General features: G+C 63.4%; 18 protein-coding genes. 12 read left to right on the top strand and 6 right to left on the bottom strand.

The window, feature by feature from the left end; all coding sequences use genetic code 11:
- On the top strand, positions 1 to 384 hold the full coding sequence (locus tag ACXJKE_RS16675; RefSeq protein WP_457281712.1) for a response regulator: 384 nt from the start codon (positions 1 to 3) through the stop codon (positions 382 to 384).
- Between the two features lie 322 nt (positions 385 to 706).
- Here ACXJKE_RS16675 and ACXJKE_RS16670 read toward each other — a convergent pair whose 3' ends face one another.
- Positions 707 to 1,573, bottom strand: a complete 867-nt coding sequence (locus ACXJKE_RS16670; protein WP_457281711.1) for an exodeoxyribonuclease III — start codon at positions 1,571 to 1,573, stop codon at positions 707 to 709.
- 11 nt (positions 1,574 to 1,584) lie between these two features.
- Here ACXJKE_RS16670 and pyrE point away from each other — a divergent pair, with 11 nt between their 5' ends.
- A complete protein-coding gene (pyrE, locus tag ACXJKE_RS16665; RefSeq protein WP_457281710.1) occupies positions 1,585 to 2,334 on the top strand; it encodes an orotate phosphoribosyltransferase in 750 nt (249 codons plus the stop codon).
- A gap of 9 nt (positions 2,335 to 2,343) precedes the next feature.
- Positions 2,344 to 3,012, top strand: a complete 669-nt coding sequence (locus ACXJKE_RS16660) for a DUF4124 domain-containing protein (protein WP_457281709.1) — start codon at positions 2,344 to 2,346, stop codon at positions 3,010 to 3,012.
- 39 nt (positions 3,013 to 3,051) lie between these two features.
- Here ACXJKE_RS16660 and gatB read toward each other — a convergent pair whose 3' ends face one another.
- From gatB to gatC, 3 genes are read right to left on the bottom strand one after another with little or no spacing between them, the layout of a single operon-like run.
- Positions 3,052 to 4,512: an Asp-tRNA(Asn)/Glu-tRNA(Gln) amidotransferase subunit GatB gene (gene gatB / locus ACXJKE_RS16655; RefSeq protein WP_457282079.1), complete on the bottom strand. Its 1,461-nt coding sequence runs from the start codon at positions 4,510 to 4,512 to the stop codon at positions 3,052 to 3,054.
- A 40-nt stretch (positions 4,513 to 4,552) separates the two neighbouring features.
- Positions 4,553 to 6,067: an Asp-tRNA(Asn)/Glu-tRNA(Gln) amidotransferase subunit GatA gene (gene gatA / locus ACXJKE_RS16650; protein WP_457281708.1), complete on the bottom strand. Its 1,515-nt coding sequence runs from the start codon at positions 6,065 to 6,067 to the stop codon at positions 4,553 to 4,555.
- Between the two features lie 8 nt (positions 6,068 to 6,075).
- Positions 6,076 to 6,375 carry an Asp-tRNA(Asn)/Glu-tRNA(Gln) amidotransferase subunit GatC gene (gene gatC / locus ACXJKE_RS16645; protein ID WP_457281707.1) on the bottom strand — a complete coding sequence of 100 codons (300 nt, stop codon included), beginning with the start codon at positions 6,373 to 6,375 and terminating at the stop codon, positions 6,076 to 6,078.
- A gap of 282 nt (positions 6,376 to 6,657) precedes the next feature.
- Here gatC and ACXJKE_RS16640 point away from each other — a divergent pair, with 282 nt between their 5' ends.
- From ACXJKE_RS16640 to mrdA, 4 genes are all read left to right on the top strand, one after another.
- The gene (locus tag ACXJKE_RS16640) at positions 6,658 to 7,701 is read left to right on the top strand and encodes a rod shape-determining protein (RefSeq protein ID WP_457281706.1); all 1,044 of its coding nucleotides are present in this window, start codon (positions 6,658 to 6,660) and stop codon (positions 7,699 to 7,701) included.
- A gap of 58 nt (positions 7,702 to 7,759) precedes the next feature.
- Positions 7,760 to 8,680, top strand: coding sequence for a rod shape-determining protein MreC (mreC, locus tag ACXJKE_RS16635; RefSeq protein ID WP_457281705.1), 921 nt, complete (start codon positions 7,760 to 7,762; stop codon positions 8,678 to 8,680).
- Positions 8,677 to 9,195 (top strand): rod shape-determining protein MreD, encoded by a 519-nt coding sequence (mreD, locus tag ACXJKE_RS16630; protein WP_457281704.1) that lies wholly within the window; start codon positions 8,677 to 8,679, stop codon positions 9,193 to 9,195. The genes mreC and mreD overlap by 4 nt, the downstream gene beginning before the upstream one ends.
- Positions 9,196 to 9,447: 252 nt before the next feature.
- A complete protein-coding gene (mrdA, locus tag ACXJKE_RS16625) occupies positions 9,448 to 11,526 on the top strand; it encodes a penicillin-binding protein 2 (protein WP_457281703.1) in 2,079 nt (692 codons plus the stop codon).
- 168 nt (positions 11,527 to 11,694) lie between these two features.
- Here the strand turns inward: mrdA and ACXJKE_RS16620 are convergent, their stop codons facing one another.
- The gene (locus ACXJKE_RS16620; RefSeq protein WP_457281702.1) at positions 11,695 to 12,453 is read right to left on the bottom strand and encodes a sulfite exporter TauE/SafE family protein; all 759 of its coding nucleotides are present in this window, start codon (positions 12,451 to 12,453) and stop codon (positions 11,695 to 11,697) included.
- A gap of 515 nt (positions 12,454 to 12,968) precedes the next feature.
- Between ACXJKE_RS16620 and ACXJKE_RS16615 the strand changes: the two genes are divergently transcribed.
- Positions 12,969 to 14,420, top strand: coding sequence for an ammonium transporter (locus ACXJKE_RS16615; protein ID WP_457281701.1), 1,452 nt, complete (start codon positions 12,969 to 12,971; stop codon positions 14,418 to 14,420).
- 39 nt (positions 14,421 to 14,459) lie between these two features.
- Positions 14,460 to 14,921 carry a hypothetical protein gene (locus ACXJKE_RS16610; RefSeq protein ID WP_457281700.1) on the top strand — a complete coding sequence of 154 codons (462 nt, stop codon included), beginning with the start codon at positions 14,460 to 14,462 and terminating at the stop codon, positions 14,919 to 14,921.
- A 159-nt stretch (positions 14,922 to 15,080) separates the two neighbouring features.
- On the opposite strand, the gene ACXJKE_RS16605 is transcribed toward ACXJKE_RS16610, so the two are convergent.
- Complete coding sequence (locus ACXJKE_RS16605; RefSeq protein WP_457281699.1) at positions 15,081 to 15,473, bottom strand: hypothetical protein; 393 nt, start codon at positions 15,471 to 15,473, stop codon at positions 15,081 to 15,083.
- A gap of 232 nt (positions 15,474 to 15,705) precedes the next feature.
- Here ACXJKE_RS16605 and ACXJKE_RS16600 point away from each other — a divergent pair, with 232 nt between their 5' ends.
- The 3 genes from ACXJKE_RS16600 to ACXJKE_RS16590 all read left to right on the top strand — a co-directional run bounded on the left by ACXJKE_RS16600 (position 15,706) and on the right by ACXJKE_RS16590 (position 19,512).
- Complete coding sequence (locus tag ACXJKE_RS16600; RefSeq protein WP_457281698.1) at positions 15,706 to 16,485, top strand: phosphate/phosphite/phosphonate ABC transporter substrate-binding protein; 780 nt, start codon at positions 15,706 to 15,708, stop codon at positions 16,483 to 16,485.
- Positions 16,486 to 16,806: 321 nt separating this feature from the next.
- Positions 16,807 to 17,580: a crotonase/enoyl-CoA hydratase family protein gene (locus tag ACXJKE_RS16595; protein WP_457281697.1), complete on the top strand. Its 774-nt coding sequence runs from the start codon at positions 16,807 to 16,809 to the stop codon at positions 17,578 to 17,580.
- A gap of 75 nt (positions 17,581 to 17,655) precedes the next feature.
- Positions 17,656 to 19,512, top strand: a complete 1,857-nt coding sequence (locus ACXJKE_RS16590; protein WP_457281696.1) for a feruloyl-CoA synthase — start codon at positions 17,656 to 17,658, stop codon at positions 19,510 to 19,512.
- Positions 19,513 to 19,521: the final 9 nt, after the last annotated feature.

Genomic DNA, 19,521 nt, shown 5'->3' with positions numbered 1-19,521 from the left:
ATGACCAAACCACTGACCCGTATCCTGTATGTCGAAGACGAACCCGACATTCGTATGGTTGCGCAGATGGCGCTGGAAGCCGTAGGCGGCTTCACCGTTATCGCCTGCGCTTCGGGCCAGGAGGCGCTGGATGCCGCACCGGGCGCCGGCGCCGACCTGCTGCTGCTGGACGTGATGATGCCCGGCATGGACGGGCCCAGCACGCTCAAAGGTCTTCGGGCATTGCCGGCCACGGCCGACACGCCGGTGATTTTCATGACCGCGAAGGTGCAGGCTGCAGAGGTCGCGGTGTACAAGGGCCTGGGCGCCATGGAGGTGATCCCCAAGCCGTTTGACCCGATGGAGCTGTCTAGCCAGATCCAGCGCATCTGGGCAGCACAGTAGAGCCCCCACGGTGGAGTAGAGCCCCCACAGTCGTTCACTGCGTGTAACTCCTTGCCCCCCGAGGGGGCCGCCCGCCTGCGGTCTGGCAAAGCCGAGAAATTGGCACACCCCTATCGGGCTCACTGCGTGTAGCCCTTTTCCCCTTGCAGGGGACTGCGCCTGCGGCCCGGCAAAGCCGGATCCGCGGCCCCGGCTGGGTTGAAATTCAGGGACTAACCAGCGGGGTATTCACCAGCAGGGGCCGCGGGACTGGCTTTGCCAGACCGCAGGCGCCGCCCCCTGGAAGGGGGGACAGGCTACACGCAGTGAGCCTGGGCGGGGGTCAAAGTCCAAACTCATAGTCCACGCTCATGGGCGCGTGGTCGGAAAACCGCTGTTCCTTGTAGATATGTTCGCTGCGGGCCAGCGCGGCAAATGACGGCGTGGCCAGGTGGTAGTCCAGCCGCCATCCCACATTCTTGGCATAGGCCTGGCCGCGGTTGCTCCACCAGGTGTAGGCCGCGTCCGTGGCTGTGGGTTGCAGCTTTCGGTAGACATCGACCATACCGCCGCCCTTGACCGAGGGGCCTGTGCGCTCTGTCAGCTCCTGTGCGGCTTCGTTGGCCAGCTCGGCATCGCGCAGCAGCTCGGTCATCCAGGCGCGCTCTTCGGGCAGGAAGCCGCTGTTCTTTTTGTTGCCCTTGAAGTTTTTCAGGTCGATTTCCTGGTGCGCGATATTGATGTCGCCGCACAGCACGAAGTCGCGCGTTTCCTTCAGGGCCAGCAGGCGCGGATAAAACTCGGCCAGGAAGCGGAACTTGGCGGCCTGGCGTTCCTCGCCCGAAGAGCCGCTCGGGAAATAGCAGCTGATGATGGACAGCTTGGGGCTTTGTTTGCGCCCGGGTCTGTCAAAGCGCAGTTCCACATAACGCCCTTCGGCGTCGAACTCGGTGGAGCCGTAGCCCACGATGACATCGCTGGGTTCGTGCCGCGTGTACACGCCGACGCCGGAGTAGCCCTTTTTCTCGGCGAAGTGAAAATGGCCTTTCATGCCGGCGATTTCCTCGAACCGGCCGCTCATGTCGGCGGCCTGGGCCTTGAGCTCCTGCACACAAATACAATCCGGCATGGATTGTGCAACCCAGTCCAGCAACCCCTTGCTGGCTGCGGAGCGGATACCGTTGAGGTTGAGGCTGGTTAATTTAAACATGGGACTTTCAAATGAGCACGGCAGGGAAACGGGACAACAAGGGCAAAGCGCATTCTGCGGACGATGCGCTGGCACTGGAATTCGTGCAGTTTGCCGTCGAATCAGGCGTACTGCGCTTCGGGCAATTCAAGACCAAGGCCGGGCGCATGAGCCCCTATTTTTTCAATGCCGGCCTGTTTGACGACGGAGCCAAGCTGGGCCGGCTGGCGCAATTCTATGCGCGCCACCTGCTGGCCGAAGAAGAGCGCAGCGGTCTTGAATTCGACATGATTTTCGGGCCCGCCTACAAGGGCATTCCGCTGGCTGCCGCGGTGGCCGTCGAGCTGGCGCGGCTGGGGCGCAATTTTCCGTTTGCCTACAACCGCAAGGAGGCCAAGGATCACGGCGAAGGCGGCACGCTGGTCGGCGCCCCGGTCAAGGGCCGCGTACTGATCATTGACGACGTCATGTCCGCCGGCACCGCTGCCCGCGAATCCATTGCCATCATCCGGGCAGCCGGGGCCATTCCCCACGCCGTGGCGCTGGCGCTGGACCGGCAGGAGAAGGCCACCGAAAACGGTGTGGATGTGAACCACAGTGCTGTGCAATATGTTACGAATCAGTTGGGGTTGCAGGTTTGTGCGATTGCGCGCCTGACCGACTTGCTGCAGTATCTCTCCAGGCAGGGCGGCACGTCGGCTACAAGCGCTCCTGAAACGTTATCTTTGCAAGCGCACTACCAGTCGGTGCTGGCCTATCGCGAACGATACGGCGTCAATTAAGGATTCGAATTGCTCCTGCGAACCCCGCTCACGGTCACCTGTATTTCACTCATGTGCCTGGCCGGCCCTGTTGCAGCGCAGAACATCTACACCTGTGTAGACGGCAAAGGCCGCAAGATCACGGCAGACCGCCCGATCATTGAATGCATAGACCGCACACAGCAGGAGCTGAGCCCGTCCGGCGCGGTCAAGCGCCAGGTGGGCCCGTCGCTGACCGTGCAGGAGCGCGCCGCCCTTGAGGAAAAAGAGAAGGTCGCCGCCGAAGTGCGCGCACGCGAAGCCGAGGAAAAACGGCGTGACCGCGCCCTGTTGCTGCGCTATCCGCGCCGGGAAGTGCACGACCAGGAACGCGTCACCGCGCTAGCCCAGATCGACGAGGTCATCAAGGCTGCGAGCAAAAGAACGGTGGAACTGGCCGCGCAGCGCAAGAGCATCAACAGCGAGCTCGAGTTCTACGCGAAAGACCCCGCCAAGGCGCCCCTCGCGCTGAAACGCAAGATCGAGGAAAACGACAGCAGCGCCCTGGTACAGAAGAAGTTCATCCAGGACCAGGAGCAGGAAAAAAAACGCGTCAACCAGCGGTTTGACGAAGAGCTGGCCAAGCTCAAGCAGCTGTGGACCATTGCCGGCGTGCCTGCCATTGCGGCCAGTGGTGTTGCTGGCGCCGCAAAAAATTAGCGGCTCGCCCCTGGGCCGCTGCTAACGCCGTCAGAACGGTCAGCCCAGTTTCTTTTTGAGCAACTCGTTCACCTGGGCCGGATTGGCCTTGCCTTTGGTGGCTTTCATGGCCTGGCCGACCAGTGCGTTGAAGGCTTTGGTATTGCCGGATCGAACTTCCTCGACGTTTTTGGCGTTGGCGGCAAGAACATCGTCGATGATTTTCTCGAGCTCGCCGGTGTCGCTCATCTGTTTGAGGCCCTTGGCCTCAATGATGACATCTACGTCCTGACCCTCGCCGGTCCACAACGCATCAAACACCTGCCTGGCGGCATTGTTGGAAATCGTGCCATCCGCAATCCGGCCAATCAGGGCGGCAAGTTGCGCTGCGCTGACGGTGGAAGTTTCAATCGATTTCTCTTCACTGTTCAGCCGCCGCGACAACTCGCCCATGACCCAGTTGCTGGCCAGCTTGGGCTGTTTGCTGAGTGTCGCCACCGCTTCGAAATAAGCTGCTGTTGCCTTGCTTTGCGTGAGCTGGCCGGCGTCGTATTCGGGCAGGGCGTAATCAGCCACAAAACGCGCGGCCATCACACGCGGCAGCTCTGACATGTCGGCGCGGGTCTTTTCCACCCAGTCTCGGCCGATCACCAGCGGCGGCAAATCCGGGTCGGGAAAGTAGCGGTAGTCCGCGGCATCTTCCTTGGTCCGCATCGAACGCGTCTCGCCCGTGTCCGGATCAAACAGCACCGTGGCCTGCTGGATCGCATGGCCGTCTTCGATCTGCTCGATTTGCCATCGCACTTCGAAGTCGATGGCTTGCTGCATGAACTTGAAGCTGTTCAGGTTCTTGATCTCACGGCGGGTGCCCAACTCGGTACCGGGCTTGCGCACCGACACGTTGGCATCGCAGCGGAAGCTGCCTTCCTGCATGTTGCCGTCACAAATGCCGATCCAGGTGACGATCTTGTGCAGCTCTTTGGCGTACGCCACCGCTTCGGCGGACGAACGCATGTCGGGCTCGGTCACGATTTCGAGAAGCGGCGTGCCAGCGCGGTTCAAATCGATGCCGCTCATGCCAATGAAATCTTCGTGCAGCGACTTGCCGGCGTCTTCTTCGAGGTGGGCGCGCACCAGGCGCACCGAGCGTTTCTCGCCGTCCAGGAAAAACTCGACGCTGCCGCCTTGCACCACCGGAATCTCGAACTGGCTGATCTGGTAGCCCTTGGGCAGGTCGGGGTAGAAGTAATTCTTGCGCGCGAACACGCTCTGCTCGGCGATATGCGCGTTCACGGCCAGGCCGAACTCGATGGCGCGTTGCACGGCGCCCTTGTTCATCACCGGCAACGCGCCGGGCAGCGCGAAGTCCACGGCGGAGGCCTGCGTGTTCGGCTCTGCGCCGAACGCGGTGGAAGCGCGGCTGAAGATTTTCGATTGCGTCGTGAGCTGCGTGTGGGTTTCAAAGCCGATGATGACTTCGTAGCCTTGCACCAGCGGCCCGGTGGGGCGACCGGCCTGCATTTCGGCGAAGGGGTTGACGGTGGGTTGGGTCTGGCTCATGTCAAATCACTTGGAGGCTTGGGGGCTGGCGCAGGTGCCAGTCGGTGGCCAGCTGGAACTGGTGCGCGGCGCCCAGCAGCTGCGCTTCCTTGAAATAGTTGCCGATCAGCTGCAGGCCGACGGGCATGCCGCCCGCGCCAAAGCCCGCCGGCACACTCATGCCGGGCAGGCCGGCGAGGCTCGATGAGAGCGTGTAGATATCGGCCAGGTAGCTGGCCACCGGGTCGTCCGACTTTTCACCGATCTTCCAGGCCACGGTGGGTGAAACGGGGCCCGCAATGATGTCGCACTGCGTGAAGGCGGTCTGGAAATCCTGCGCGATCAGGCGGCGGATTTTCTGCGCCTTGAGGTAGTAGGCGTCGTAGTAGCCGTGCGACAGCACGTAGGTGCCGATCATGATGCGGCGCGTGGCCTCGTCGCCAAAACCTTCCGAACGCGACTTCTTGTACATGTCGTTGAGGTCGGTGTAGTTGGCGGCGCGATGGCCGTAGCGCACGCCGTCAAAGCGGCTCAGGTTGCTGCTGGCTTCGGCCGGCGCGATCACGTAGTACACGGGGATGGAGAGCTCGGTCAGCGGCAGGCTCACGTCCACCAATGTGGCGCCCAGCTTTTCGTATTCGGCCAGCGCGGCGCGCACGGCGGCCAGCACGTCAGGTGCGCAACCCGCACCGAAGAATTGCGTGGGCAGCCCGATTCTCAAGCCATTTAACGGCTTTGCACCCGCAGATTGTGCGCCGGCAGCTATCAAATCAGTAGCATAGTCAGTGACAGGCAAGTCCAGCGACGTGGAGTCGCGGTCGGGGTCGGGCCCGGCCATGGCTGACAGCAGCAGGGCGCAGTCGAGCGCACTGCGCGCCATCGGGCCGGCCTGATCCAGGCTGGAGGCAAAGGCCACCATGCCGTAGCGTGAGCAGCGGCCGTAGGTGGGCTTGATGCCGGTGATGCCGGTGAGCGACGCAGGCTGGCGGATCGAGCCGCCGGTGTCGGTGCCTGTCGCGGCGGGCACCAGACGGGCCGCCACGGCGGCCGCCGAGCCGCCCGAGGAGCCGCCCGGAATGCGTTGCAGGTCCCAGGGGTTCTTCACCGGCTTGTAGGCGCTGTTGTCGTTGCCCGAGCCCATGGCGAACTCGTCGCAGTTGAGCTTGCCCAGTGTGACCATGCCGGCTGCGCCGAGCTTGCCCACCACGGTCGCATCAAAGGGGCTGCGGTAGTTTTCCAGGATTTTTGAGCCGGCTGTCGTGGGGAAGTCGCGCGTGACGAAAACGTCCTTGTGCGCCAGCGGTACGCCCAGCAGGGGTGTGCGTTCACCGGCGGCCCGTCGCGCGTCGGCGGCTTTGGCTTGCGCCAGCGACACGTCGGCATTGGTGGACAGGAAGGCGCCCAGCTTTTCCTGCTGGATCCGGGCCAGGAAATGTTGCGTGACCTCAACACTGGAGACTTCGCGGGCGGCCAATCTGGCGGCCAGCTGGGCAACACCCAGGTCGTGGAGGTCAGAAGAAGCGGAAGAAGATTTCATGGCGCCGCTCATTCGATCACCTTGGGCACGAGGAACAGGCCGCGTTCTACGGCGGGCGCACTCACCTGGCTGGCCTCGCGCTGGTTGGGCTCGCTGGCGACGTCTTCGCGCAGGCGCAGGGCCACTTCACCGATCACCGCGGCCGGATGGGCCAAAGGTTCCACCCCGTCGGTATTGACGGCTTCCATCTGCTCGACCAGGGCAAAAAAGCCGTTGAGCTGGGCCAGGGTGTGCTCGGTTTCGTCGGGGCGCAATTCCAGCCGCGCCAGATTGGCGACGCGGGCGATGTCTTGGGGTGTCAATGCCATGGGGTAGGGATGAAGGAAATACGGGAAAAATAAACCAGAAAACAGGGGCTGAAACGAGGTGTAAAGCTGAAAAAACAGGCAGGCTAAAGCTATTGATCTATAGGGGATGCGTTATTATCCCGCCTTTGGTGTGAAATCAGGGTTGGATGCGGGCTTTAGGCGTTTTTTAGGTGCCAGAAGCAGATTTCAGAGCGCCTCTGGCTCAACTTCCCCATAATTGCTTGATCAATAAAAAGGCGATGGAGCAACGAAGTTTGCTCATGCTCAACCGGACTCCTGCATATGTTTGAATCATTCCGTCGGTACTTCTCCACCGACCTGGCCATTGACCTTGGCACCGCCAACACCCTGATTTTTGTACGCGACCGCGGTATTGTGCTGGATGAGCCCTCTGTGGTTGCCATCCGCCACGAAGGCGGCCCCCAGGGCAAAAAAACCATCCAGGCCGTCGGCCACGAAGCCAAGGCCATGCTGGGCAAGGTCCCCGGCAACATTGAGGCCATCCGCCCGATGAAAGACGGCGTGATCGCCGACTTCACCGTGACCGAGCAGATGCTCAAGCAGTTCATCAAGATGGTGCACCCGCGCAGCCTGTTCAAGCCCAGCCCGCGCATCATCATCTGTGTGCCTTGCGGCTCCACCCAGGTTGAGCGCCGCGCCATCCGCGAAAGCGCGCTCGGCGCCGGTGCCAGCGATGTGTACCTGATTGAAGAACCGATGGCTGCCGCGATTGGCGCGGGCCTGCCCGTGTCGGAAGCCAGCGGCTCCATGGTGGTCGACATCGGCGGCGGCACGACCGAAGTCGGCGTGATTTCGCTGGGCGGCATGGTCTACAAGGGCAGCGTGCGTGTCGGCGGCGACCGCTTCGACGAAGCCATCATCAATTACATCCGCCGCAACTACGGCATGCTGATCGGCGAGCCCACCGCCGAGGCCATCAAGAAGAGCATCGGCTCGGCCTTCCCGGGCTCCGAAGTCAAGGAAATGGAAGTCAAGGGCCGCAACCTGTCCGAAGGCGTGCCGCGCAGCTTTACGATCTCCAGCAACGAAATCCTCGAAGCCCTGACCGACCCGCTCAACAACATCGTCAGCGCCGTGAAGAACGCGCTGGAGCAAACGCCGCCCGAGCTGGGCGCCGACATCGCCGAGCGCGGCATGATGCTGACCGGCGGTGGCGCCTTGCTGCGCGACCTGGACCGCCTGCTGGCCGAAGAAACCGGCCTGCCGGTGCTGGTGGCCGAAGACCCGCTGACCTGCGTGGTGCGCGGCTGTGGCATTGCGCTGGAGCGCATGGACCGCCTGGGTTCCATCTTCACCTCGGAATAAGCGTCTTCACTTCATGCTGCACGCCGGGCATGAAGCGGGGCCAGCCTGACAGCGAACCATGCCTTTAGGAACCCTCGACAGATCCCCGCCGCCCTTTTTCAAACAGGGGCCTTCGGCGCTGTCCAAGCTGGTGTTTTTCAGCGCGCTGTCGCTGTTCCTGATGGTGGCCGACACGCGTTTTCGCATTACCCAACCGGTGCGCGCCGCGCTGGCTACGGCCTTGTATCCGGTGCAATGGCTGGCGCTGCAACCGGTGCGCGCTGTCAAAAGCAGCGGTGAATATTTCACCACCCTCAATCAGGCCAAAACCAGCAGCGAAGAAGCCGGCCGCAAGCTCGCGCTCCAGTCGCTGCGCGCCGGCCAGGTCGAGCAGCTCACGCAGGAGAACAACCGCCTGCGCAAGCTCATGGGCCTGCGTGAACAGCTCGGCACGCCGGTGATGGCTGCCGAGGTGCTGTATGACGCAGCGGACCCTTACACCCGCAAGGTGATCATCGACAAAGGCATGGCGCAGGGCGTTGACCTGGGCTCGCCGGTGCTGGACGAGTCTGGCGTGCTGGGTCAAGTCACCCGCGTGCATCCGCTGGTCAGCGAAGTGACCTTGCTGGTCGACCGCGACCTGGCGATTCCGGTGCTCAATGTGCGCACCGGCGCGCGCAGCGTGGCCTATGGCGACCCGACCGTTTCGGGCAGCGGCCTGGAGCTGCGCTTCATGGGCAGCAACTCCGATGTGCAGCAAGGCGACCTGCTGACCACCAGCGGCGTCGACGGCGTCTACCCGGCCGGCCTGCCGGTGGCCAAAATCAGCCGCATCGAGCGGCGCGCGGAATCGGCGTTCGCAAAAATTTTCTGCACACCGCAGGCGCTCGTGACGGGTGCGCGGCACGTTATCGTGGTCAAGCCCGGCACCGGCCAGATCCCGCCACGGCCCGACGACACGCCCGAACCTGCACCCAAAAAGAAGGGGGCTTCGAAATGATCATGCGATCGGGCCAGCAGCTGCTGCTGCCGGCCAATCCCGTCTTCATCTGGTGCAGCCTGATCGCGGCGCTGCTGCTGGACATGCTGCCCCTGGGCCGCGTGCCGTGGATGCCCGATTTCCTGGCCCTGGTGCTGGTGTTCTGGAACGTGCACCAGCCGCTGCGTGTCGGCATCGGCGTGGCTTTCATGTTCGGTCTGGGCATGGACGTGCACCAGTCCTCACTGCTGGGCCAGCATGCGCTGTCCTATACGGCGCTGAGCTTTTTTGCCACGATGATCCATCGCCGCCTGCTCTGGTTCACGGTACCGTCGCAGGCCTTGCAGGTACTGCCGCTGTTTGCGGTGGCGCATGGTGTGGAGCTGGTGATCCGCATGATCGGCGGCGGCATTTTCCCGGGCTGGATCATGCTGCTGGCGCCGCTGATTGAGGCCGTTTTGTGGCCGGTGGTAAGCGTGCTGCTGCTGGTGCCGCAGCGCCGTGCACCCGATCCCGACCAGAACCGGCCACTCTAGATATGGCCCCCACGGTCACTCACTTCGTGTGTTCCCGAGGCCTTGCAGGCCGCGGCTCGCGAGACGCTTCGCCTCTATCGCCCGTCCAAGCCTGCGCAGGCAGGCTTGGAGCCGCGGGCTCCAGCCCCTCGGGGGCCGCCCCGCCTGCGGCCTGGCAAAGCCAGTTCCGCGGCTCGGATTGGCCTTTTTCGGCTCGCTTCGCATCGCCTCTTTGTTGTGGGCACTTTCTGGCGGTTGCAGGGTCAGAGTGTCATGACTGAACTTCGCAACGTTGAAGCGGATTTGTCGCGCTTTCGTGCGCGGGTGCTGGTGGCCAGCTTTGCGGTGCTGTGTGCTTTTTCTCTGCTGGCGGCGCGGCTGGTGTATTTGCAGGTGTACCGCCATGCCGACCTGAACGAGCAGGCCGAAAGCAACCGGACGGCCATCGTGCCCATCGTGCCCAACCGGGGGTTGATCCTGGACCGCAATGGCGTTGTGCTGGCCACCAACTATTCGGCCTACACGCTGGAGATCACGCCTTCCAAGGTCGACAACCTGGAAGAAACCATTGCCGCGCTGGAAAAGGTGGTCGACATCCAGGTGCGCGACAAGCGGCGTTTCAAGCGGTTGCGCGAAGAATCCAAAAGTTTTGAATCGCTGCCCATACGCACGCGCCTGACCGACGAGGAAGTCGCCCGGTTTGCGGCGCAGCGTTTCCGTTTTCCGGGTGTTGACATCAAGGCCAGGCTGTTTCGCAGCTACCCCTATGGCGAGCTGGGCAGCCACGTGGTGGGCTACATCGGCCGCATCAACCAGGCGGAAAAAGAAATCATTGAAGGCAGCGAAGACGAAGGCAACTACCGCGGCACCGACTACATCGGCAAGCTCGGCGTCGAGCAGAGTTTTGAGCAGCAGCTGCACGGCACCACCGGCGTCGAGCAGGTCGAGACCTCGGCGGGCGGCCGCGCCATGCGCAAACTCGCCAGCAACCCGGCCACGCCCGGCAACACCGTCATGCTGTCGCTGGACATCCGCCTGCAGAAGCTGGTGGAAGACATGTTCGGCGACCGGCGCGGCGCGCTGGTGGCCATGGACCCGAAGACCGGCGACGTGCTGGCGTTTGTCAGCAAGCCGACTTTCGATCCCAACCTGTTCGTGGACGGCATCGACACGGAGAGCTGGCAATACCTGCGGGATTCGCTGGACAAGCCCCTGCTCAACCGCGCGCTGCGCGGCACCTACCCGCCGGGCTCCACCTACAAGCCCTTCATGGCCATGGCGGCGCTGGAAACCGGAAAGCGCTCCGCCAGCTTCATCGTCAACGACAACGCCTCCTGGAGTTTCGGCGGCCACGTCTTCCGCAGCCACGGCGACATTGCGCTGGGGGCGGTGGACATGTACCGCGCCATCGTGAAGTCGAGCAACGTGTACTTCTATTCGCTGGCCAACGAACTCGGCGTGGACGCCATGCACGACTTCATGCAGCCGCTGGGCTTTGGGCAGATCACCGGCATCGATATCAGCGGTGAAGTCACGGGCGTGCTGCCCAGCCAGGCCTGGAAACGCAAAGCCTATAAAAGGCCGGAGCACCAGAAGTGGTACCCCGGCGAAACCATCTCACTGGGTATCGGGCAGGGCTACAACACCTTCACCATGCTGCAGCTGGCGCAGGCCACGGCCGTGCTGGCCAACAACGGCGTCAAGCACCGGCCGCGGCTGGTGATCGGCACGCAGGACCCGGTGACGCGCGTGATGCACCCGCTGCCGGCCGATGCGCCGGAAAACCTGGGCTACAAGGCTGAAAACATCGCGATCGTGCGCAAGGCCCTGGTTGGCGTCACCCAGGAAGGCACCTCGGCACGCGTGTTTGCCGGCGCGGGTTACCTGAGCGGCGGCAAAACCGGCACGGCGCAGGCGGTCACCATCGGCCAGAAAGACAAGTACAACAGCAGCAAGATGGAAGAGTACCAGCGCGACCACGCTGTTTACATGGCGTTTGCGCCGGCGGAAGACCCCAAGATCGCGCTGGCAGTGATCGTGGAAAACGCCGGCTGGGGCGCCGGGGTGGCGGCGCCGATTGCACGGCGTGTTTTTGACTATGTGCTGCTGGGCCAGTACCCGAGCGAGGAAGACATGGTGGCGGTGCAGAAGGGGCTGGCGGCAGCGCCCATCGGCAAGCCGCGCCAGGCCGCCGACGTGGCCGGCCAGCTGTCGGCCGGCGCAGCAGGCGCTTCCCCCGGCCCCACGAACGCCGCGGCTGCCGCTGCCGCCAAAGCCAGGACGGCGGCGATTGCGGAGGCGCTCAGCAAGCTGCCGCCGCCCATGGCGGCAGCGGGCATCAACCCCGATTAAGCCGGCCGTCGCTATCGATTTGATAGCTGCTTGCGCATGCCCCTATTGGGCCGGGCGCCAATTTGGTCATTAAACGGTGATGGCCGGATTTCAAGCCAAATTTGCCGGAAACCCATACAGCACATGCGCAAGCAGCTATTAAATCAATAGCAAACGGCCTGCGCACAGTCAGCGCGCAAATGCGTCAAAACCGGTTTTCAGGATCAGCGAGCTGACCACGGCGATAAACACCCCGCGCACAAACCCGGCCCCATGTTTGAGGGCCAGGCGGGTGCCCAGCAGGCTGCCCGCCACGTTGGCCACGGCCATCGTGAGGGCGAAATGCCACCAGACATGGCCCTTCCAGGCAAAGAGCGCCAGCGCTGCGAGGTTGGTGGCGGTGTTGAGCAGCTTGGCCGAAGCCGACGCGTTCAAAAAGTCATAACCCAGCCAGCGCACAAATAAAAATACAAAAAAGCTGCCGGTGCCCGGACCGAAGAAGCCGTCGTAAAACCCCAGCACCAGCCCGATGCAGCAGGCCGCCGCGGTTTCGGCATGCCCGGTAAAGCGGGGCGTATGGTGGCGGCCCAGCTCCTTCCTGGCCAGCGTATAGAGCAACACCGCCAGCAGCACAAAGGGCAGGGTCTTGCGCAAAAAGCCCGGCGAGATGACGGTGACCAGCCAGGCGCCCGCCAGCGAGCCGGTGAACCCGGCGGCCGCCGCCGGCAACAGTGCCGCCCAGCGAAGCTCCACCCGACGGGCATATTGGGCCGTGGCAACCGCGGTGCCCCAGACCGAGGCCCCCTTGTTCACCCCAAACAGGGTGGCAGGATGGGTGGTGGGGAAAACCGCAAACAGGGCCGGCACCAGGATCAGCCCGCCGCCCCCGACGATAGAGTCCACAAAACCGGCGAGCAGGGAGGCCAACGAGACGATGAATAATTCCATGGCCCGGATTGTCCCATCGCATTGAACAGACTCATTGCTATCAAATAGATAGCTGCTTGCGCCCGACAGTCAATGGCTGCGAGGGTTTTTGAGGGTTGGGCCCCGTCAGGGCGGAGGCATAAAAAAAGCGCTGGGGTTGCCAGCGCTTTTTGCAAATCTGCATCTCTTGTGGAATGCCGCTTTGCTTGTGTACTTCTTAATGACTCTCTCGTGTCTCCTCGGCTCCTCGCGTTGCGAGCAGCAAGGCTCGTCAGCAAGTCATCCAATATAGCGGGCGCACTGTCCCAGTGCATTGGGGGTTTCCCGGCCCCGGGCTTTGGGCGGCCGCTGGTTCTGTGGATGTTTTTGGGGCACCACGCCAATCGTTTGCGCACTTTTGCAGTACATATTTTCCGTTGCAGTCCCATCACACGAGCTACTGCGGTATTGGCACGACTTATGCCTGTTGTTACCAATTGTTGGTTGATTGAACAGGCGGGCACCGTATGCATATGAACAGATTTCTGGCCTTGGGTATGTCTTTATGCTTGGGCCTGGCATGCCAGCAAGCCCTGGCACAGACCACGGCTCCCCCGGCGGTGGCGCCGCCAGCAGTCACTGCCAGCGCTCCGGAAGTCGCACCGTCCCCCGCACCGGCCGCTGTTCCTGCTCCTCCCGCCGCACCGGTGGCTGCGGCCTCTGCGCCGCCTGCAGCGGCCGCCCCGGCGCCGCTGACCCAACCGGGACTGGTCGGCGTGGAGACCCTCAATGGTGCCGACACCGCCTGGATGATGACCTCCACCGCACTGGTATTGCTCATGACCCTGCCCGGCATCGCCCTTTTCTACGGCGGCATGGTGCGCAGGAAAAGCGTGCTCAATGTCATGGCCTGCGTTGTCGCCATCTGTGCCGTTGTCAGCCTGCTCTGGTTTGCGGTGGGCTACTCCATCGCCTTCACGCCCGGCAAAGGTGCGCTTGGGCACTATCTGGGTGGTCCCGAGCGGCTCTGGTTCACCGGGCTGGACTACGTGAAGGACGCGCAGAAGGTGGCCGTGAGCCATATTGCGCCCAACATTCCCGAGTCGGTCTACGCCATGTTCCAGCTGACCTTCGCCATCATCACGGCCGCGCTGGTGGTCGGCTCGTTTGTGGAACGCATGCGGTTCTCCGCGATGCTGGTGTTCATGTCGCTGTGGACCGTCGTCGTCTACGCACCCATTGCCCACTGGGTCTGGGAGCCCAATGGCTGGCTGGCGCGCATGGGCGCGCTGGACTTTGCCGGCGGCTCGGTCGTGCACATCAATGCCGGCATTGCCGGGCTGGTCTGTGCCTACGCGCTCGGGCCGCGCCACGGCTATGGCCGTGAACCGTTTACGCCTTTCAACCTGGGTCTGACCATGGCCGGTGCCGGCATGCTGTGGGTCGGCTGGTTTGGCTTTAACGCCGGCTCCGCCGTGGCCTCCGACGGCCGGGCCGGCCTCGCGATGGCCGTCACGCACATCGCGGCGGCCGCGGGCGCTCTCTCGTGGATGGCGGCCGAATGGATTGTTCGCGGGCGTCCTTCCCTGCTGGGACTGTGCTCGGGCCTGGTCGCCGGGCTGGTCGCCATCACGCCGGCGGCGGGCTTTGTCTCGCCGCGCGCGGCCCTGGTGTTTGGCCTGGTGGCCGGCGTGGCCTGCTACTGGGGCGCCACGGGCCTCAAGCGCCTGCTCAACGCCGACGATTCGCTGGACGTGTTCGGCGTGCACGGCGTGGGCGGCATTGTGGGTTCGCTGCTGACCGGCATTTTTGCCAGCAAGGCCATCTCCGGTGTCGAGGGCAGCCTGATGACCCAGGCGATAGGCGCAGGCGCCGTCATGCTCTACAGCCTGTTCATGACGGCGCTGGCCTTGTGGGTCACCTCGCTGATCGTCAGCCTGCGCGTCAGCGAAGCCGCCGAGAGCGACGGCCTGGACATCACCCAGCACGCCGAGCGGTTGGGCACGTAACTGACAAACAACGGACTCCACTTTCAAGGATTGCGCACCATGCCCTCCAGTGAAAAAATTGCCGTTGCGGCCCACCTGCATGTGCTGTTGCGCCGCAAAACCGGCCGCGTGACCGACACCGAGTGGATGGCCGGTAACCAGGAATACGCCGCCGAAATAGCGCGTTTTGCGCGGGAAAAAGCCGCCGAGGATGGCCACGTGGACCTGGCGGTGTGGGCCGACCGGCTGGAAGAAATCATGGCCACCCCCGAGCCCAAGGCACGCGTGCCGCTGGTGCAGTTGGTGTCCGAGGTGGTGAAGGAGCGCAGCCAGCCGGTGCTTGCCCCGGCGCCAGTGCCCGACCGCCAGAGCGCCCGGTCCATCGATACCGAGGAAGAGGTCTATCCTGAATCAGGTTTTATCGAGTCGACATTCGGTGCCATCTTCGGCGAGGGCGAGTCGCCGCGGGAGCGCCGCCAGCGCGACCCGAACGCGCCGCGCTATGTGAAGGGCCTGCGATAACTTGTAGACCCCTGTCTCGGCTCACTGCGTGTAGCCGGAACCCCCCTCAGGGTGGCAACACCTGCAGCCCGGCAAAGCCGGTTCTGCGGTGTTCTTGCCCCGAACACGCCGCGCTTCGTGAAGAGCTTGCGATAGGCCGGCGCAGGGCCGGCGGCCGGTTTATTTCGCCGGTTGTGGTTGCGCTTCCCGCGCACGGTTCAGGCTGTGCGCCAGTATGTTGCGGGTGCGAATGCGGATGTTGGCGCTGGCCTCTTCAGCAAACGCAGCCACATACGGGTGGCCTGCGTTGTCCGCCAGGATGCTGCGTCGCACCTGCTCCAGGCCGGCATCGCAGGCCGCCAGTGCGGCATCGGCGAGCACAAACACGGACTGCTCCGGGTTGTCTTTCAGCGGCTGCAAGGCGCTTTGGGCGCAACGCTGGTAGTCGTTGATGGCCGCGGCCACCGGAGCGCGGGCAATCGACAGCGGGTCCTGGCTGGCGCGCGGCGCCGGGCTACAGGCAGACAGCACGCCCAGCAGGAGGGCGATCGAAAGGGTGGTCAGGTGTTTCATGATGTCAATGCGACACCGGCTGTTTCCGGCGTGGTCCGCATTGTGTCATCGGTGTGCGAACGCAGGATGCTCCCCCGGGGCATAAAGACTGCCGGAAAACGGACCGGGGGTAAATTGCGCTAGCCAGCGCAGGACGCACGCAGTAGCATGCGTGAGCTTTATATATAAGGAGGGACTTATGCGGTGGAATTGCATGTCAGGGGCCTTGGTGTTGGGGTTCGGCGCGTTTTGTATGGGCACTGCCAATGCCCAGGCGCAGGCCCAGCAACTAATACTGGGCATCAGCGAAGGAAGCTCGGGCGGGTTGGACCACGCCCAGGTGATTGCCAAATACCAAGGGCTGGCCGAGGTGATCGGCAAGGCCATGAAGGCCAAGGTCAGCGTGGTGTTTGCGCGCGAGTTCAAGCAGCTGGAAGAAGGCATGCAGACCGGCCGCTTCGACCTGGTGATGGCGCGCCCGAGCGACTACCCGGCGCGCGGCATGCGCGACTACGGCTACAGCTATATCGCCAGCACCAAGCCCGACGGGCAGTGCTTCATCATTGCGCCCAAGGGCTCGGCCCTCAAGACCATCGACGACGTCAAGGGCAAGCGGATTGCCTTGCCCGAGCAGATTGCCTATATGTCCCGCTTCTGTGCCGCAGAGCTCAGGGACAAAGGCATCCTGGTGGACAAGGAAAACGTGCAGTTCGTGCGCGAACAGGCGGCTGTCGGCTTTTACCTCGACAACAAATTCGCCGATGTGGGTGGTGTCGCCTCTTACTCAGGCATTGCCAAGAAATGGGAAAAAGAGGGCGGCCGTATTTTGCACAAGAGCGTGGCGCAGCCCTACTTCCCGCTGGTAGCCCATAAACGCGTCAAGCCCGAACAGCTCAAGGCGATCCAGGAGGAATTGCTGGCGCTGCCCGCCAGCGATGCCGGCAAGGACGTGCTCAAGCGTATCGGCATCGAGCAGTTCGACATCACGTCGGAAGCCCGCATGCGCGAGCTGCTGAAGTGGCTCAATATTTGAACCAGGCCTTTGCCGGCTGTTGCCGGCCCCAGGCTGTGCCGCAGCGTAACTGACTGACCACAAGCGCACCAGCGTCAGCAGTGGCACACCCCCGGTGTGCCGAATCGCCGTCTGCCGGGCGACCCATTTTTCTCCATCCCCTGCGGGGAAGGTCATCCTTCACCCAGTGTTTCCTCCTGCGGATTGCCTTGCGGGGCCGGTTGGTCCGCCGCGCAAACATGCCTTGGCACGCCCTAGGGTTTTCACTAGAAAAAAAAGGCTTAATCACGTTGTAATAGTTATTATTCATAACCATAATTGGCTTCCGGAAACACACTTCACATGACCCCAAAATACCTTCATCTCGAAATGCACGGCAATGTCGCCGTGGTCCGCCTGGCGCGTCCTGCCAAACGCAACGCCCTGGGTGATGCCCTGATCCTGGCACTGCGGAACCTGTTCGAAAGCCTTCCTCCCGAAACAAAAGCCGCCGTGCTTTGCGGCGAGGGTGACCACTTCTGCGCGGGCCTTGACCTGAGCGAACTCAAGGAGCGTGACGCCAGCCAGGGCCTGCACCATTCGCGCATGTGGCACGCAGCGCTGGAGCGGGTGCAGTACGGCCCGGTGCCCGTGATCGCGGCCCTGCACGGTGCCGTGGTCGGTGGTGGCCTGGAGCTGGCAAGTGCCTGCCATATCCGGGTTGCCGACGAAAGCGCCTTCTACGCGCTGCCCGAAGGCTCGCGCGGCATCTTTGTCGGTGGTGGCGGTGCGGTGCGCATCCCGCGGCTGATCGGCGCCGCACGGATGACCGACATGATGCTGACCGGCCGTGTCTACAACGCGGTGGACGGTGAGCGCATAGGCATCGCGCAATACCTGGTTCCCGAGGGCCAGGCTTTCACCAAAGCCCTTGAACTGGCCACTCGCGTGGCAGAAAACGCACCGCTGACCAACTACGCCCTCATGCATGCGTTGCCGCGCATTGCCGAGCAACCGGCAGACCAGGGGTTCTTCACCGAGGCCCTGATGGCCGCAGTGGCGCAAAGCGCACCCGAAGCCAAGAGCCGCGTGAAAGACTTCCTGGACGGCAAGGCCCGCAAGGTCCAGAAGGGCTGACCAGGCCGGGCGGGCAGGCAAGAGAGACATCCAGAAAAGAGACAGCAGACAGAAGACAGAACAGAAGAGACAACCATGAGCGCCCCGAAATTTCGTCCCATGGCCTTTGGCGTGACCCGTGTGGTCCTGCGCGACGGCGTACCCGGCGTGCGCTACCTGCGCGCAGACCAGGACCTGCAAGCCTTCCCGACCCGTATCACCGACCGCCTGCAGCATTGGGCGCTGACGGTCCCAGGCCGCAGCTTCATGGCGCGGCGCGAAAAACTGGAAGGCGGTAAAACCGGCGACTGGCGGCACATAACTTATGCCGAAGCTTGGGTCTCGGCCCGCAACATCGCGCAGGGGCTGATTGACCGGGGCCTGAGTGCCGAACGCCCGGTGGTCATCCTGTCGGAAAACGATCTGGAGCATGCGCTGCTGGCGCTGGGTTGCATGCTGGCCGGCGTGCCTTTTGTGCCGACGTCTCCGCCCTACAGTCTGGTCAGCCAGGACTACGACAAGCTGCGCCACGTGCTCAAGACCGTGACGCCGGGCCTGGTGTTTGCCGCCGACGGCGCGCGCTACGCCAGGGCCATCAACGCAGCCATCGGCGACGACGTCGAGGTGGTGTTGGCCACCGGGCAGGTCGAAGGGCGCGCCACCACGGCGTTTGCCGAACTGGCTGCAACGCCGGCCACGGATGCCGTAGGCCGCGCCATGCAGGCCACGGGGCCGGACACGATCGTGAAATTCCTGTTCACCAGCGGCTCCACCAAGATGCCCAAGGCGGTGATCAATACCCAGCGCATGTGGTGTGCCAACCAGCAGCAAATGGCGCAATCCATGCCGGTGCTGCAGGACGAGCCACCGGTGCTGGTCGACTGGCTCCCCTGGAACCACACCTTCGGCGGCAACCACAACTTCGGCATGGTGGTGTTCCATGGCGGAACGCTCTACATCGACGACGGCAAGCCGACCCCGGCGCTGATGCACGAAACCCTGCGCAACCTGCGCGAGATTGCCCCCACGGTGTACTTCAACGTGCCCACCGGCTTTGAGGCCATCGCCAGCGCCATGAAAACGGACGCAGAGCTGCGGCGCAACCTGCTGTCGCGCGTGAAGATGTTTTTTTATGCCGGCGCTGCGCTGGCCCAACCCGTGTGGGACAGCCTGTACGAGTCCGAAGAAAAAGAAGTGGGCGAGCGCATTGTCATGGCGACCGGCCTGGGCATGACCGAGTCCGCGCCGTTTGCCATCTTCGTGACCAACCCCAACGTGAAAGCCGGCGACCTCGGCGTACCCGCGCCCGGCATCGAGCTCAAGCTGGTGGACACCGACGGCAAAACCGAGGTGCGCTACAAGGGCCCCAACATCACGCCCGGCTACTGGCGCGCACCGCAGGAGACGGCAGCAGCCTTTGACGAAGAAGGCTTCTTTTGTACCGGCGACGCCGTCAAATGGATTGATGAGGGCAACATTCACCTCGGGCTCAAGTTCGACGGGCGCATCGCCGAGGACTTCAAACTGGCCACGGGCACCTTTGTCAGCGTGGGCCCGCTGCGTGCAAAGATCGTCGCTGCGGGAGCGCCTTACGTGCAGGACGTGGTACTCACGGGCATCAACCTCAAGGAAGTGGGCGCGCTGGTGTTTCCGACACCCGCCGTGCGCGCACTGGCCGGACTACCGCCCGATGCGCCGCTGCGCCAGGCCGTCGAAAGCCCGCAGGTAGTGGCGCACTTTCAGGAGATGATGAACAAGCTCGCAGAGGGCGCGACCGGCAGCGCCAGCTGCATCCGGCGCCTGCACCTGATGCATGAGCCGCCCTCATTCGACAAGGGTGAAGTCACCGACAAAGGCTCCATCAACCAGCGCGCCGTGCTGACGCACCGTGAAGCTTTGGTGGTGGCCCTGCACGATGACACGGCGCACCCCATTGTCAAACCCGCACCATAAAACCCGACG

This window comes from Polaromonas sp. P5_D5 (assembly GCF_054049435.1).
This window is presented reverse-complemented; position numbering and strand designations above follow the sequence as displayed.

Bases quoted from the DNA above. Each gene is read 5' to 3' on its own strand.
- ACXJKE_RS16675 (WP_457281712.1), top strand. From the start codon at position 1: ATGACCAAACCACTGACCCGTATCCTGTATGTCGAAGACGAACCCGAC.
- ACXJKE_RS16670 (WP_457281711.1), bottom strand. From the start codon at position 1,573: ATGTTTAAATTAACCAGCCTCAACCTCAACGGTATCCGCTCCGCAGCC.
- pyrE (WP_457281710.1), top strand. From the start codon at position 1,585: ATGAGCACGGCAGGGAAACGGGACAACAAGGGCAAAGCGCATTCTGCG.
- gatB (WP_457282079.1), bottom strand. From the start codon at position 4,512: ATGCAGGCCGGTCGCCCCACCGGGCCGCTGGTGCAAGGCTACGAAGTC.
- gatA (WP_457281708.1), bottom strand. From the start codon at position 6,067: ATGAAATCTTCTTCCGCTTCTTCTGACCTCCACGACCTGGGTGTTGCC.
- gatC (WP_457281707.1), bottom strand. From the start codon at position 6,375: ATGGCATTGACACCCCAAGACATCGCCCGCGTCGCCAATCTGGCGCGG.
- ACXJKE_RS16640 (WP_457281706.1), top strand. From the start codon at position 6,658: ATGTTTGAATCATTCCGTCGGTACTTCTCCACCGACCTGGCCATTGAC.
- mreC (WP_457281705.1), top strand. From the start codon at position 7,760: ATGCCTTTAGGAACCCTCGACAGATCCCCGCCGCCCTTTTTCAAACAG.
- mreD (WP_457281704.1), top strand. From the start codon at position 8,677: ATGATCATGCGATCGGGCCAGCAGCTGCTGCTGCCGGCCAATCCCGTC.
- mrdA (WP_457281703.1), top strand. From the start codon at position 9,448: ATGACTGAACTTCGCAACGTTGAAGCGGATTTGTCGCGCTTTCGTGCG.
- ACXJKE_RS16620 (WP_457281702.1), bottom strand. From the start codon at position 12,453: ATGGAATTATTCATCGTCTCGTTGGCCTCCCTGCTCGCCGGTTTTGTG.
- ACXJKE_RS16615 (WP_457281701.1), top strand. From the start codon at position 12,969: ATGTCTTTATGCTTGGGCCTGGCATGCCAGCAAGCCCTGGCACAGACC.
- ACXJKE_RS16610 (WP_457281700.1), top strand. From the start codon at position 14,460: ATGCCCTCCAGTGAAAAAATTGCCGTTGCGGCCCACCTGCATGTGCTG.
- ACXJKE_RS16605 (WP_457281699.1), bottom strand. From the start codon at position 15,473: ATGAAACACCTGACCACCCTTTCGATCGCCCTCCTGCTGGGCGTGCTG.
- ACXJKE_RS16600 (WP_457281698.1), top strand. From the start codon at position 15,706: ATGGGCACTGCCAATGCCCAGGCGCAGGCCCAGCAACTAATACTGGGC.
- ACXJKE_RS16595 (WP_457281697.1), top strand. From the start codon at position 16,807: ATGACCCCAAAATACCTTCATCTCGAAATGCACGGCAATGTCGCCGTG.
- ACXJKE_RS16590 (WP_457281696.1), top strand. From the start codon at position 17,656: ATGAGCGCCCCGAAATTTCGTCCCATGGCCTTTGGCGTGACCCGTGTG.